Source organism: Rhizobium tropici CIAT 899, assembly GCF_000330885.1.
Taxonomy (GTDB): domain Bacteria; phylum Pseudomonadota; class Alphaproteobacteria; order Rhizobiales; family Rhizobiaceae; genus Rhizobium; species Rhizobium tropici.
The window spans coordinates 1,133,885-1,148,137 of sequence record NC_020062.1 but is presented as its reverse complement, the minus strand read 5'-3'; the positions used below and the strand labels follow the sequence as shown (position 1 = coordinate 1,148,137).

Here is a 14,253-nt window from a genome sequence, read left to right as displayed (position 1 = left end):
AACGGAGGAAACAATGTCTGCTGGTCTTTTTGATCTGAAGGGGCGGCGCGCCCTGGTGACGGGTTCTTCCCAAGGTATCGGGCTTGCGCTCGCAAAGGGCCTAGCGGCGGCCGGCGCTGAGCTGGTGCTCAATGGGCGTGACAAGGAAAAGCTCGCCACGGCGGCCCAAAGCTTCGACGGCAAGGCGTATCAGCTGGCCTTCGACGCCACTGACCATGAGGCTACGCGTCAGGCCGTCGATGCCTTCGAGGCGGAGATCGGCGCGATCGACATTCTCGTCAACAATGCCGGCATGCAGTTTCGCACGCCGCTCGAGGATTTTCCCGCCGATGCCTTCGAGCGGCTGCTGCGGACGAACATCTCGAGCGTCTTCAATGTCGGCCAGGCTGTCGCCCGTCACATGATCAAGCGCGGTGCAGGAAAGATCATCAATATCGCCAGCGTACAAACGGCACTGGCCCGGCCCTCGATTGCGCCATACACGGCAACCAAGGGTGCCGTCGGCAATCTCACCAAGGGCATGGCGACGGATTGGGCGAAGTACGGGCTGCAATGCAACGCCATCGCGCCGGGCTATTTCGATACACCATTGAATGCGGCTCTCGTCGCCGATGCAGACTTTTCCGCATGGCTCGAAAAGCGCACGCCGGCCGGCCGTTGGGGTCGTGTCGAAGAACTGGTCGGTGCCTGCATCTTCCTTGCTTCCGATGCCTCCTCCTTCGTCAACGGTCATGTGCTCTATGTCGACGGCGGCATCACAGCCTCGCTCTGACGGCGCCGAGTTGCGTCGCTTCGTCATCATGGGCGTCAGCGGCTGCGGCAAGTCGTCGGTCGGGTCGGCGCTGGCCGCTCGCCTTGGAGGCATCTATGCCGATGGTGATGATCTTCATCCTGCGGCAAACGTCGCCAAGATGAGTGCCGGCATACCGTTGACCGACGCCGATCGCTGGCCCTGGCTCGACAAAGTCGGTCAATACCTGGCTTTGGCGCAGGATACGACGCTGATCGGATGTTCGGCGCTGAAGCGCATCTATCGCGACCGGATTCGCGAGGTTATCGGAGCGCCGGTTTGCTTCATTCACCTTGCCGGAACGAGGCAGACCATTCTTCGGCGGATGCAGGCAAGACGGGATCATTTCATGCCGCCGGCATTGCTCGACAGTCAATTTGCAACCCTCGAGCTGCCTGGATCAGACGAGCAGGCGATTACCGTCGATATCGATCAGCCGCTGGATCAAGTCGTAGCGGCCATCATCATTGCATTGGAGGAGACGCAATCATGAGCAACAAGGTGGCGCTGATCGGCGCCGGCGCTATGGGTGGAGCCATCGGCGCCCGCCTGGCAGAAACCGGTAATCAGCTGACGGTTTTCGATCTCGACAAGGGGAAGGTTGCGGTGCTGATCGCAAAAGGCGCTACGGCTGCCCCGAGTGCAGCGGCAGCGGCTGCCGTTTCCGATTTCGTCGTTCTCAGCCTCAATTCGCCGAAGATCGTCCATGCCGCGGTGTTCGGACCCGAAGGTGTTGCCGCGGGTGCAAGAGCGGGCACGCTGATCATCGATATGTCGTCGATCGATCCCGATGCCACCAAGGCACTTGCTACTCAAGCGGCAGAAAAGGGGCTGCGCTGGGTGGATAGCCCACTGTCCGGCGGAGCACCGAAAGCCCTGATCGGGCAGTTGACGCTGATGGCCGGCGGCAGCGAGCAGGATGTTGCGGATGCGCATCGAGTCCTGCGCCATGTGGCCTCGAACTATACGCATATGGGGCCGGTCGGTGCGGGCCAGACCACGAAGCTCATCAATCAGGTTCTTTGCGCCTTGAATTTCCTCGCCGTCGCGGAAGCGACCCAACTGGCGCTCGATGCCGGCGTCGATGCCGCGAAAATCCCGCAGGCGCTGAAGGGCGGGCGGGCCGACAGCGCCATCTTGCAGGAATATATGCCGCGCTACGTTGCCAGGGATTATCGCCGCACCGGACGGATCGACAACATGGTCAAGGATCTGAACGGCGCTCAGGATCTGGCCCGCAGGACCAGTACCGCCATGCCGCTCACGGCTGTCTGTGCCGAGATACACCGCATGCTGACGGCTTCCGGGCTCGGCGGTGAGGACCAGGCGGCATTGATGGAATTCTTCAAAGGGCCGAACAAGGAGATCGCCGGATGATTACCCGATACGCATTATTCGAAGGCAAGGTCAAAGAAGGGGAGGGAGAGGCGTTCCGAGCGGCCGTCATGGAAACCATCCTGCCGAAGTGGAAGCAGTTTCCAGGTGCCCTCGACGTGCGGGTTACCTTTGCCGAGGCACGCGATGAAGGCGCCCCGGAGTTCCCGATGATTCTGGCCGTCAACTATCCGGATATGGCCGCAGTGGAGAGAGCTCTTGCAAGCCCGGTCCGCACTGAGGCGCGCGCAGCGACGGAAGCGGTTCTCTCACGCTTTTTCGAAGGACGCATCCATCATCATGTGACGCAGGCGCATGAGTTCCAGCTCTAGTCTGGCTGCTGCAGACGTTTCCGATACGGGCACGCTCCTGGCGGTTGCTCGCTTTGCGGGATAGCTGAAAGGCCTCTTGCCATTCTGGGGAGAGGCATATTACTCTGATGGTAACGATAACATAGGCCATGGATGAGTAACGAACGCAAAGCGCCAACGATGGCGGACATAGCCCGCGTCATGGGAGTTTCTCCCATGACCGTATCGCGCGCCTTCAAGGCTGACAGCTTGGTCAGCCCGGAAACCCGCGAGGCTATTCTGAAAACAGCGGAGGAGCTGGGCTATGTCTTCGACAGTACGGCGTCCAACCTGCGTTCGCAAAAGTCCGGCTTTGTCGCCGTTACCATTCCCTCCATCAACAATGCCAACTTCGCCGACACGGTCGGAGGCCTCTCGGATACTTTGTCCAAGAGGGACATGCAGATCCTGCTTGGCTATACGAACTACAATGTGGAGGAGGAGGAGCGGCTGATCGAACAGCTGCTCCGCCGCAAGCCCGAGGCGATCGTCGTGACCGGCGGCACCCATACGGAGCGAGCGCGGAAACTCCTTCAGACCGTGGCAATCCCGGTGATCGAGACCTGGGATATGCCGGCCCATCCGATCGGCCACTATGTTGGTTTTTCCAACAGAGCCGTCATGCGCGATATGGTCGATCATTTCGTCGCGCTCGGCTGTCGCCGCATCGCCTTCATCGGTGGTGATGTCCAGCGAGATTCGCGCGGCAGCGAACGCAGGCTCGGCTTCATTGCTGCCATGCAGGCGCATGGCCTTGATGCCACCAGGCTGATCGCCGCTGGATCACCGCCGATCTCGATGCGGGAAGGCGCCAATGCCATGGCGAAGCTGATCGAACTTTATCCCGATACGGAAGCTGTCGTCTGCGTCTCGGATCTTGCCGCCTATGGCGCTCTCACCGAATGTCGTCGGCTAGGAATTCCCGTGCCCGAGCGTTTTTCCATCGGTGGTTTTGGCAATTATGAGATCGGCGAGGTCTGCGTGCCGACTTTGACCACCATCAACGCCTTTGCGCGTGAAATCGGCGAGCGGACAGCACAATTGATCCTGGATATTCTCGATGGCACGCAGCCGGTGGGCGACGTCGGGATTGCGCCGCAACTGATTGCGCGCGATAGCAGCCGCCGTGTTTAACTCTTTTGCCGAATATGCAGCGCGGCTTGTCGGCCGCGCCGCATCTTTTCGGCGGGATCACTTGCCCCAGATCTTCTTATACTCGTCCCTGTAACCGTTATCCGGATCGAAGGTATTCTTCGGGCCGCCATCGGATTGGATATTATCTGCCGTCACGACATGCAGCGGCGACAGGTACCCAGACCATTTTTCGCCGGCGAAAGCGCGGTTGAGTTCGTCGACCAGCTGCCAGCCCTGGAGATTGAGGGGTTCAGCCACCGTAACCTTCTGAAACTGGCCGGCACGGATGCGTTCATAGGCCGATTGCGAGCCATCGCCGGCGGCGACATTGATGGGCGCATCGGTGCCGGCCTTGCCGGCCGACGCAAGCGAAGGACCCATGAAGTCGAAATAGAGGTCGTTGATAGCAAGCGAATGCGTCCAGCTGTCACCGTATTTCTGCAGCAGCGAGGTGGTCAGCTGCGGCATGCGCTGAGACGTCTCGGCGATCGGGGTATCGACATATTCGAGCACCTTGCCGCCGAGCCTTTCGATCTCCTGCTTCATCCTGTCCGCCTTGGCGATGGCGATCGCGTAGGTGGAATCGGTGAAGATAATGACGCCCGGCTTGCCCTTGGCATCGACGAAGGCCCAATCGGCAGCGGCTTTCGAGACTTCCATGGCGTCGGTGCTGACATTGGCAAAAAGACCGTTCTTGTCGTCCGGGCCGATGGTCGGGCCCGCGTGCCAGGCGACCAGCGGGATCTTGGCAGCCTTCGCCTGTTCCAGCGCCGGAGCCTGTTCGACGGCGTCGAAGCCGTCAATGATGATACCGGCAGGCTGCAGCGCTATCGCCTGGCCGAAGGCCGCCGTGCGGCCGCCGATGGAGCCAGCGCCATCGAGAACTTTTACCTCCCAACCAATCGCCTTTGCCGCTTCCTCGACACCGTTGCTGACGCCGAGAATGCCGCCGTTCTTGAGATCGCCCGCCAGAACGACGATGGTCTTGCCTGCCTGCGCCTTGGGACCGGTGGTCGGGCCGTCCCATTTGGTGACGGGCGTCGCATATTTGTCGACGACGGCCTTCGCATCCGCCAACGGATCGGCATAGGCCTGCCCGGCGCATAGTACCAGGACCGCTGTCGTGGCCTGCAGGAATTGTCTACGGTTCATGTCTTCTCCTCCCTTTGGACATTCGAACTTCTGATAATTTTCACTTTTCCGCCGGCTTGGCGGAAAGTTGTGGTGTCTGGGCCGGCGCCATGCGTCCGGCATGGCTGCGGCGGCGCTGCGCGTAGCCGGCAATGCCGATGGCAACCAGCAATGTGACGCCGTTGAACAGGGGCTCGACATAGAAGGAGCCGCCGAACTGTTGGATGCCGGCGATACCGACCGCCAGGATGATGACGCCGATCATCGTGCCCCAGACATTGACGCGGCCGGGTTTGATCGTTGTCGAGCCAAGGAATGCACCAACCAGCGCGGGCAGCAGATATTCAAGCCCGACGCTTGCCTGACCGATGCGCAGCTTGGAGGCGAGCAGCACGCCGGCGATGGCGGCAAGCGTTCCCGAGGTGACGAAGGCGCCGATGACGAAGCGGCGGACGGGAATACCGTTGAGCGCAGCCGCTTTCGGGTTGGCGCCGATCGCATAGATGTATCGGCCGATCGGCAGGTATTCGAGGACGATCCACATGACGAAGGCAAGGGCAAGGACATAGATGCCCGTAATCGGCAGGCCGAAAACCATGGTACCGTTCAGCGCATAAAACCCCTGCGGCAGCATGCCCACCACCTGCCGTCCGCCTGTATGCCAGAGCGCGATGGCATAGAGGACCGTGCCCGTGCCGAGCGTTGCTATGAAGCTGTCGATCCTGGCGATTTCCACCAGCAGGCCGTTTAGAAAGCCGGTCAGAGCACCAAGCGCGATGACAATCAGCACGGCGACCGGCCACGGCAGTCCGAACATGGTCTGAAGGCTGATCGCCAGCACATGCCAGAGCACGATGCCATAGCCGATCGTCAGATCGATGCGGCCTGCCGCCATCGGGATCATCGCAGCCAGTGACAGGATGGCGATGATCGTCTTGTCGGAAACGATCGAACGCAGGTTGAGCATCGTCGGGAACGTCTGTGGCAGCAGAATGGAGAAAAGCAGGATCAGCAGCGCAGTCAGGATGACGAGGCCATAGACAGGCAGCAAGCGCTGGATCTTCTGGCCGAAGCTCATGGCCGAAAGCTCGGCGCGGGTTGGCTCGAGCGCGTTGGATTCGATCGATTGCATGGTGTTCTCCTCCGGTTCAGGCCGCTTCGGATGCTGATGCGGCGGCGATGACCGCCGGTGTTGTGAGGTCGGCACCGCTGAGTTCGCGCACGATCCTCCCGCGCGAAAACACCAGGGCACGATGGCAGATGTGAGCGATTTCCTCGAAATCGGTGGAGACGACGAGCACGGCAAGGCCGGCCTCGACCGCCTCGGCGATCAGGCGATAAATATCGGCCTTGGCGCCGACATCGACGCCGGCGGTCGGATCTTCGGCGATCAGCAATTTGCGCCCGGTCGCCAGCCATCGTCCGACAACGACCTTCTGCTGATTGCCGCCGGACAGTGCCTCGATAGTGAGGCTCTGGTCGTTGGGCCGGAGGCCGACACGACTCCCAAGCGAATAGGCAGCTTCGGCTTCCCGGCGCGGAGACAGGAATGAAAACAGGCTTCGTCCCGAAGCGCCTGGATTGAGAAAGGTGTTTTCGCGCAGGCTGAGCGACATGGCGACGGACTCTTCGGTCCGATCGCGGGCGATCAGCCCGATACCCGAAGCCATCGCGGCGACAGTGTTGGAAAGATCGGGTATTGCGCCATTCAAGCGAACGCTGCCCTGCGACGGCTCGCAGCCGAAGAGGGCGCGTCCGATCAGTTCCTGGCCGGCACCGCGCAGGCCGACGAGACCGAGCAATTCGCCCTGGCGGATATCGAAGGACACAGGCCCTGCGCCGCGGCAGGAAAGCTCTTTCACCGAAACGATCGCGGGGCCAGCGCTTCTTTCTGCCTTGACGAAAAGCTGGTCCGCCTTGCGCCCGACGATCATGCGGATGAGTTCATCCGGTGTCGTCTCGGAGACTGGCTTCTGGCCGACCAGCTGACCATCACGCAAGACGGCAACACGGTCGGCGATACGGAAGATTTCGTCGAGGCGATGCGAGACATAGATCATGGCCACGCCGCGCTCTTTCAGCGGGCGGATGGCGGCGAAGAGTTTCTCGACCTCGTCGGCGGGCAGGCTGGCCGTAGGTTCGTCAAGCACCAGCACGTCGGCTTCGACTGCGAGCGCCCGAGCGATTGCGACCAGCGACTTCTCGGTACGGGTCAGCTCCTGTACGCGGGTCGATGGATCGAAATCGCAGCCGACGAGCTTCAGTGCCTCGGCGGTACGCCGCTCCGTGGCGCGCCAGTCTATCAATTTACCGCGCAGGGAATAGCCCTGCGCAAGCCCGACATTCTCGCCCACCGTCATCCATTCGATCAGTCCGAGATCCTGATGGATGAAGGCGACCGGCTGGCGTTGATTGGGTTGTGGTGGGCGGTGATGATAGGGTTTGCCGCGAAATAGGATCTGCCCGCCATCCGGCTTGTAGATGCCAGCCAATGTCTTGATGAGCGTCGATTTACCCGCGCCGTTTTCCCCGAGAAGCGCGAGGATTTCGCCGCGCTGCAAGTCTAGCGACACGTTCGACAGGGCTCGTGTTCCGCCAAATTCCTTGGTGATGTCGGAAAATGCGAGCAGCTTTTCGTCGTCCATCCTGCTCCTCCCAAAGCTTCGATAGGAGGAGGCTATGTTATCGATAACATTCCGTCAAGAGGCTGGAATGCTTGCCTGTATATTCAGGCATCATGTGCGGCCCCGGCTGAAAAAATAACGTATTAACGAGAGGCATTCTTTAAATATGAAATATATCTCAATGCGTCCGATCATATTATGAAATAATATAAGCAGGAAGAAAATATATACTCACGTTGCGATGCATCCGCATGGTTGTAATTATCATACTTATTCGATGAGCCATTGATTTTTCTAGTTTTATGGCGTTATTTTCTCCCGGGGCGTAAGCGAGGATGTATTTTCAAGGCAGATGACCGAAGGCTAAAAAGGTAATCTGCAGACGCAGCGCAATGAGGGTAACATTTGACTTACGCGACGTGCTCGGTGTCCCAAATCGAGAAAGCCGATGCCGAGGAGATGACCGCGCATTACGCGAGAACCCTGTTTCCCGCGATTGTCGAACCTCTCCATCGCCGCGGTGCGATTTCGGTGGAAGACCGCCACTATACGATCGGCTCCTGCAGCGTCTGGCGCGGCAAATGTCATTCTGGCATGAGCGTTATGCTGCCCGGTGGCCCCGAAGCCTACGGCCTTTATCTGCCGACCGCCGGCAAGATGCTCGTCGACGCCGCTGGGCGGCAATTGGAATCGGAGCCGGGCAGGGGACTTGTGGCCGATATGTCTTCTTTCCGCCGGCTCACGTTTTTCGAGCAGCGGAGCCATATGGGCATCGCATTCGAAAAGGCGGCCATGATACGGCAGCTCAGCACGCTGTTGGACGCACCGGTGCGCTCTGATCTGGAATTCGCCGGCCCGGTCGATCTGACATCGGGGCGAGGCATGCAGATTGCCGCGCTTGGAAACTTGATCTGGCAGGACCTCACAGCGGCCGGCCAACAAAAATCCTCCGCTTCATTCAGCGAATGCCTTTTGCAGGCAATGATGATTGCTCTGCTTGAGACCGTGCCGCACAATTATACGCCGCAGTTGCAAGGGCCGGCATCGCCGGCAATCCCGAGGCAGTTGAAGCGCGCAATGGAATATATGCACGTAAATGCAGGTGCGGATATCAAGATCGTCGATATTGCGCGCGAGACCGGAACAAGCGTGCGATCGCTACAGGTCGCATTTCAGCAGTTCAAGAACACGACGCCTTTGAGCTATCTGCGCGAGATACGCCTGCAAGGCGCGCGTAAGGCCTTGACGGAATCGAACCGTTCGCGAGTTGTGGCCGACATAGCGCGCGATTGGGGATTTTCCCATATGGGGCGGTTCGCAGCGCTATATTATCAATCCTTCGGAGAAATGCCCTCCGAGACTGTCAGGCAAGCTCGATAGGGTGGCTGTGCTGCCCGCGCGATCAATACCTTGCCAGACCTCAGATCCATTCGCCAACTTCCGTTACGATGCGGCTGTTCCTGTCATGCGTACAACCTTGCGCAGGTTCGGCTAAAGGGAAGTAGCCCGTTCACGGCGCCCCAAGGACATCTGAGGCTCTCTGGCCGTGTTACCGCAATGACCGGGCGGCGCATTGCTATTTTCAGGATCATATTCATAGACTGCCTAGAGCCGTTTCGCTTTTCTTCGAATTGCGAAAATGCTCTATCTCTTTGTTCTTACGCAATTCCGGACGGAAAGCCGCACTTTTCCTGGAATTGCTCTGGCCGGTAGGATTTTGGTGAGGGGTGGCCGTCTCGCCGTCGTGGCGCATACTTAAAACCTCTTCTCGTAAACGATGATGCTGGAGTGAATAGGCAATGGATCCTCTGAAGATCACCATCCTTTCATGCAGCCTTGATCCGAAAAGCAGGAGCCGCCGCATGGCTCGCGAGGCTGAAAACTTGTTGCGCGAGAGGCGATGCGAAGTCGAGTTTATCGACCTTCAATATCTGGAGTTGCCCGCTTTCGACAATTTTAAATGCTACGAACATCCTTCATACGACCGGTTGTATCGTGCAATTCGCGGTGCGGATGGTGTCTTGCTTGCTGTACCCATTTACAATTGGTCGGTGGGCAGCGCTGCCAAGAGCCTGATCGAACTTACCGGTGCGACAGGCGCCAGCGGACGAAAATCGGCCTGGTTCGATCAGATCGTCACTTTCATCTGCTCCGGTGGGCTTCCGCACAGCTATATGGCCTATGGAAGTCTGGCCACGTCGCTGATGCTCGATTTCAAATGCGTGATCAATCCCTATGTCGTTTACGCGACGGAGAGGGATTGGATAGACGGTACCATCCCGTCCGACACCCTTGCGACACGGTTGCAAAAGACGATCGAGGTACAGCTGGAATTGTCGTCGAGATTGAGATCCAGGGCATATAGTTCTGACTGGGAAATCTGATAGGCCCGCTTGGCCCAATTGCATTCGGCGCGCCTGATGTTAAGACTATTCATATGATGACTTGCTGACGATGAGAAGCGACTGCGGTTGAAGGCCAACAAATGGGTCGGGATTGGGAATGACGACAAATGCCCGGACACGGCAAAGGCTGGCACAAAGGGTCATCGACGAATTGCGCTTGCAGATCGAGAGCGGCAAGCTTCGGGCCGGCGACCAGCTTCCGACCGAGCCGCAGCTCGAGGCTGCATTCGATGTCAGCCGGACCGTCGTGCGCGAGGCAATTGCAGATCTTCGTGCGGCAGGCCTCGTCACGCCGGTTCAAGGCAAGGGCGTATTCGTTTCCGACACACCGACGCGGTCTGGTCTGCTGCTGACGCCGGTCGAGGTCAAGAGCATTCCCGAAACGCTGGAACTGCTGGAATTCCGAATGGCGGCGGAAGGCGAGGCGGCGGCCATCGCTGCCTATCGCAGGACTGCCGAACAGGAGGCCGCGATTGCAACGGCCAACCGTAAGATGGCGCAGCTGATAGAGCAGGGGCTGTCGACCGTCGAAGCGGACTATGAGTTTCATATGGCGATCGCGGCTGCGACGAATAATCGGTTCTACGTCGACGTGCTTCGGCATTTCGGTACACGAACCATTCCGCGCCGGCAGTTTCCGACATTGCCCGAGGCGAATGACCGCGCCTATCTAGAGAAGGTTCATGCAGAACATGCGGAGATTTTAGCGGCGATCGCCGATCAAGATCCAGAACGCGCGCGACAAGCGATGCGGGCGCATATGATGGCGAGTCAGCGTCGCTATCGCCGTCTCGCCGAGCTGCAGGAGCAATAATGGTCAACAGGGTGCTGCTGTCATATTATGTCATATGATAGCGGTCGATTCTTCGAAAGAGATGTTCCGTCTGTTTGGCCAGCCGGATCGAGGGGTGATGGCGACCATCCGGTTTTCGCGCATTCCATGGATAGCAGTATCTATTTTCCAGATGATCCGCATCGCTGCCGATGGAACCGGCCCCGATGCTCGGACGAGGTGATCCGTGATTAAGCCTTCCTCCAGTGTGCATCGCACGTTCGTCTATGTCTCTGCGGCAATTGCCGGAGCGATCGATGCCTATCGAATGGATGGGGCGACAGGTGCGCTCACGGCGATATCCAGCATGGATGTCGGCGCGATGGTCATGCCGATGGCCGTCAGCCCCGACAGGCGGCATCTTTACGCCGTTATCCGTGCGCAGCCTTACCGGGTGCTGACGCTGGCGATCGACCCCGAAAGCGGCAGATTAAGGCAGGAGGCGGCAGCAGCTCTGCCCGACAGCATGGCCTATGTTGCCCTCGACCCAACGGGCGGGCTTTTATTGGCTGCCTCTTATGGCGGCAACAAGATCGCCGTGCTGCTCATCGACAAGAATGGGCTCGTCACAGCGCGAGCCCAGCAGGTGATCGCAACCGGCCGCAACGCCCATTCGATCGTCACTGACCGGACAGGCAAATATGTCTTTGTCACCAATCTCGGCTCCGATGTCGTGCAGCAATTCATCCTCCACCCGGAGACCGGGATACTGAAGCCGAACGATCCTCCTGAGGTCATGACGGGCGCCGGCTTTGGTCCGCGGCATATCGTCGTGTCGCCGGATAATAAGGCCGTCTACGTTCTGACGGAGCTGACCGGCCATGTCATCCACTATGCGCTCGATGCCGATAAGGGCATATTGAGAGAGGTCGAGAGCGTCGCTTCCGTTCCCGAGGATGCGGGCCTGTCGCCAGGCCTAGCACCGGCGGCAGTTTCACCAGACAACGGCGAGCCGAAAATCTGGGCCGCAGATATCGGCATCACACCGGACGGCAAATTTCTTTATACGACGGAAAGAACCACCAGCCGGATCGCGCTATTGAAAATCGACGCGGATAACGGAAGGCTGACTTACGTCACGAATTATTCGACCGAGCAGCAGCCGCGCGGCATCCGCATCGACCCGTCAGGCCGGTTCCTCGTCGCATCGGGAGAGAAATCCGACCGGTTGTCCGTCTACGCCATCGACCAATCCGATGGCAGTCTCGCATTGGTGGGGCGATACCCGGTCAATGCAGGTGCGAACTGGATCGAGATGGTGACATTTCCTTGAGACGCACCGCGTGCGGCGAGCTGCCCCGTGCGAATATCTACCCCGCTTTCGCAACGGTCCCGGCAATCAAGCTTTCGATCTCAGAGGAGGGAAGAGGCCGGGCAAACAGATAGCCCTGAAGCAATTCGCATCCGGCGCCCTCGAGAAAACGGGCCTGCTCCTCCGTCTCGACGCCTTCCGCCACGACTTCCAGATCGAGTGTTCTGCCGAGCGATACGATGGCGGACGTAATTGCCATATCGCCCGGCTTTTCGGGAATATCGGCAATGAAGGATCTGTCGATCTTCAGCCGGGAAAGCGGAAAGCGCCTGAGGGTGCTCAGGCTTGAATACCCTGTGCCGAAATCATCCATCGCAAGGCTGACACCCAGCTCTTTCAGCTCATGCATCCGCTCAATGGCGCCCTCGACGTCACGCATGATCAAGCTTTCCGTCAGTTCGAGCTCAAGCCATTGCGGATCGAGATCAGCCGATTGCAATGCGGATGCCACATGGCTTGTCAGTGAACTCTCGAGGAATTGCCGCGCCGATACGTTGACGCCCATGCGCAGTGACGGCAGGCCGCGATCCTGCCACAGACGGGCTTGCTGGCAGGCCTTTCGCAGAACGATTTCGCCGAGCGGGACAATGAGCCCCGTTTCTTCCGCGAGCGGAATGAAGACACCGGGCAACAACAAGCCCTCGACAGGATGCTGCCACCGCACGAGGGCCTCGACGCCAATGATCTTGCCGCTGCGAACTTCCTTTTGCGGCTGATAATGAAGGACAAATTCGTCCCGCTCCACAGCGCGTCGCAATTCTTCGATACGGATCAGCTTGTTGCGGGCGTCCTCCGCCATGGCCGGCGTGAACAGGCGAATGGCATTGCGCCCTGCTTCCTTGGCACGATAGAGCGCCATATCGGCATTCGCGAAGAGTTCCGAAGCCGTCGTGCCATGCTCCATGGCGCAGGCTACACCGATGCTGCAGCCTACCCGGATTTCGACGCCGTGTACGACCATTGGCTTGGAAATGTCTGTCAGGACGGCCGCGAGCCTCTCATATATTGGCTCAACCGGATCTTCCAGAACGATGATGAATTCGTCACCGCCGATCCTCGCCACGATGCCGCCATTGCCGACATGGGTCGATATGCGCCGCGCGACTACCATCAGCAATTCATCGCCGGCCGCGTGGCCGAGGGTGTCGTTCACCAGCTTGAAATTGTCGAGGTCGACGAAGGCTACGGCCAGTGACCTCTGTTGTTTGGATGCTTTTTCCAAGAGGGCGCTAAGCTTGCGGTCGAGCAGCATGCGGTTCGGCAGACCGGTGAGCGCGTCATGTTCGGCCAGGTATGCAATATGAGCGATGTCACGATGGCGGTCGATGGCAATGCCGACGGTCTGCGCTATGCCGGCGAAGAACTCCATAAGCCCGGCCTCGTCACCATCGGTTTGCACCGTCACCAGGGCGCCATGCCGGCCGCCGTCCCGCGAAAAAATGGGAAATTCCAGGATATCGCCAGCAAGCGGTTCGGCTTGCTCGCCATTGAGGACGAAGCTCACGCATCTGCCGTTGAGCAATTCCTCAAGAAGGACTTGGGACTCTCTGAGAAATACGTCGAGATCAACGCCGCGCGCCACATCCTGTAGAAGCTTCGTCTGGGCACTCATCAGTTTTTCTGCCCGCTTTCGAGCGGAAATGTCGCGCGATGCGCCGACGACGCCGATGATGTTGCCGTTTCTGTCGCGAAGCGGCACCCGCGACATCATGAGCCAGCCTTCACCCTTCAGTCGCCGTTCTTCGACGCCGAGATCGGCCTTGCCGCTCTCCATTACCTGCCGTTCGACTTCCTCGATCTTGTAGGCATCCGCCATCGGGTGAATTTCGGCGTCGGTAAGGCCGATCAGCTCGTCGACATCCGTGAAGCCGTTATTGAGGACGATCGCCAAGTTGGCGAAAAGGAAGCGGCCATCCCTGTCCTTGGCATAGATATAGTCCGGTACGTAGTTGATCATGGCTTCGAGCCATTCGTAGCGCTCGGCGAGAGACAGGTACCGGGCCTGGAGCAATTCAAATGGCTTAAGGACCTGCTCGTCTTCGACGTCTTGGTCCCGGTGCGTAGGATCTGGCGCTCCATCCGGCGGCTGCATCATGTATCTTCTCTCACCCGGCAAGCGGACAATATCGGCAGGCTGTCATGCAACAATGAAAGGCATGTAGGCATATCGAGCGTCTCCCTTTGGCGAGGTTCGGCTCGTCGCTTCCATAAACGTTATCATATAACTGAATTTATAAACATCTGCTCAAGTTTTAGAGGAAGATCGCGTCTGCCGACGGCGAGCGCTCCGATGCTTCTGTG

General features: G+C 59.1%; 13 protein-coding genes. 9 read left to right on the top strand and 4 right to left on the bottom strand.

Annotated elements, in window-relative coordinates:
- Positions 1-13 precede the first annotated feature (13 nt).
- From RTCIAT899_RS27410 to RTCIAT899_RS27390, 5 genes are all read left to right on the top strand, one after another.
- Complete coding sequence (locus RTCIAT899_RS27410) at positions 14-772, top strand: SDR family oxidoreductase (protein ID WP_015343096.1); 759 nt, start codon at positions 14-16, stop codon at positions 770-772.
- The gene (locus tag RTCIAT899_RS27405; protein WP_051043342.1) at positions 741-1,283 is read left to right on the top strand and encodes a gluconokinase; all 543 of its coding nucleotides are present in this window, start codon (positions 741-743) and stop codon (positions 1,281-1,283) included. The genes RTCIAT899_RS27410 and RTCIAT899_RS27405 overlap by 32 nt, the downstream gene beginning before the upstream one ends.
- Complete coding sequence (locus RTCIAT899_RS27400) at positions 1,280-2,167, top strand: NAD(P)-dependent oxidoreductase (RefSeq protein ID WP_015343094.1); 888 nt, start codon at positions 1,280-1,282, stop codon at positions 2,165-2,167. Before RTCIAT899_RS27405 ends, RTCIAT899_RS27400 begins: the two co-directional genes overlap by 4 nt.
- The gene (locus tag RTCIAT899_RS27395) at positions 2,164-2,496 is read left to right on the top strand and encodes a hypothetical protein (RefSeq protein ID WP_015343093.1); all 333 of its coding nucleotides are present in this window, start codon (positions 2,164-2,166) and stop codon (positions 2,494-2,496) included. Before RTCIAT899_RS27400 ends, RTCIAT899_RS27395 begins: the two co-directional genes overlap by 4 nt.
- A gap of 132 nt (positions 2,497-2,628) precedes the next feature.
- Positions 2,629-3,648: a LacI family DNA-binding transcriptional regulator gene (locus RTCIAT899_RS27390; protein ID WP_015343092.1), complete on the top strand. Its 1,020-nt coding sequence runs from the start codon at positions 2,629-2,631 to the stop codon at positions 3,646-3,648.
- Between the two features lie 57 nt (positions 3,649-3,705).
- Here the strand turns inward: RTCIAT899_RS27390 and RTCIAT899_RS27385 are convergent, their stop codons facing one another.
- Genes RTCIAT899_RS27385 through RTCIAT899_RS27375 form a run of 3 tightly spaced genes read right to left on the bottom strand, consistent with a single transcriptional unit; the run spans position 3,706 to position 7,424 of the window.
- On the bottom strand, positions 3,706-4,800 hold the full coding sequence (locus tag RTCIAT899_RS27385) for an ABC transporter substrate-binding protein (protein ID WP_015343091.1): 1,095 nt from the start codon (positions 4,798-4,800) through the stop codon (positions 3,706-3,708).
- Between the two features lie 40 nt (positions 4,801-4,840).
- Positions 4,841-5,911: an ABC transporter permease gene (locus RTCIAT899_RS27380; RefSeq protein ID WP_015343090.1), complete on the bottom strand. Its 1,071-nt coding sequence runs from the start codon at positions 5,909-5,911 to the stop codon at positions 4,841-4,843.
- Positions 5,912-5,927: 16 nt separating this feature from the next.
- Complete coding sequence (locus RTCIAT899_RS27375; RefSeq protein ID WP_015343089.1) at positions 5,928-7,424, bottom strand: sugar ABC transporter ATP-binding protein; 1,497 nt, start codon at positions 7,422-7,424, stop codon at positions 5,928-5,930.
- A gap of 384 nt (positions 7,425-7,808) precedes the next feature.
- Here RTCIAT899_RS27375 and RTCIAT899_RS27370 point away from each other — a divergent pair, with 384 nt between their 5' ends.
- From RTCIAT899_RS27370 to RTCIAT899_RS27355, 4 genes are all read left to right on the top strand, one after another.
- Positions 7,809-8,783: an AraC family transcriptional regulator gene (locus RTCIAT899_RS27370; RefSeq protein ID WP_041678204.1), complete on the top strand. Its 975-nt coding sequence runs from the start codon at positions 7,809-7,811 to the stop codon at positions 8,781-8,783.
- Positions 8,784-9,202: 419 nt separating this feature from the next.
- Positions 9,203-9,787, top strand: coding sequence for an NADPH-dependent FMN reductase (locus RTCIAT899_RS27365; RefSeq protein ID WP_015343087.1), 585 nt, complete (start codon positions 9,203-9,205; stop codon positions 9,785-9,787).
- A 118-nt stretch (positions 9,788-9,905) separates the two neighbouring features.
- Positions 9,906-10,622: a FadR/GntR family transcriptional regulator gene (locus RTCIAT899_RS27360; protein ID WP_015343086.1), complete on the top strand. Its 717-nt coding sequence runs from the start codon at positions 9,906-9,908 to the stop codon at positions 10,620-10,622.
- 205 nt (positions 10,623-10,827) lie between these two features.
- Positions 10,828-11,913 carry a lactonase family protein gene (locus tag RTCIAT899_RS27355; RefSeq protein ID WP_015343085.1) on the top strand — a complete coding sequence of 362 codons (1,086 nt, stop codon included), beginning with the start codon at positions 10,828-10,830 and terminating at the stop codon, positions 11,911-11,913.
- Positions 11,914-11,950: 37 nt separating this feature from the next.
- Here the strand turns inward: RTCIAT899_RS27355 and RTCIAT899_RS27350 are convergent, their stop codons facing one another.
- Entirely contained in the window at positions 11,951-14,047 is a 2,097-nt protein-coding gene (locus RTCIAT899_RS27350) for a putative bifunctional diguanylate cyclase/phosphodiesterase (protein ID WP_015343084.1), read from the bottom strand.
- Between the last annotated feature and the right edge of the window lie 206 nt (positions 14,048-14,253).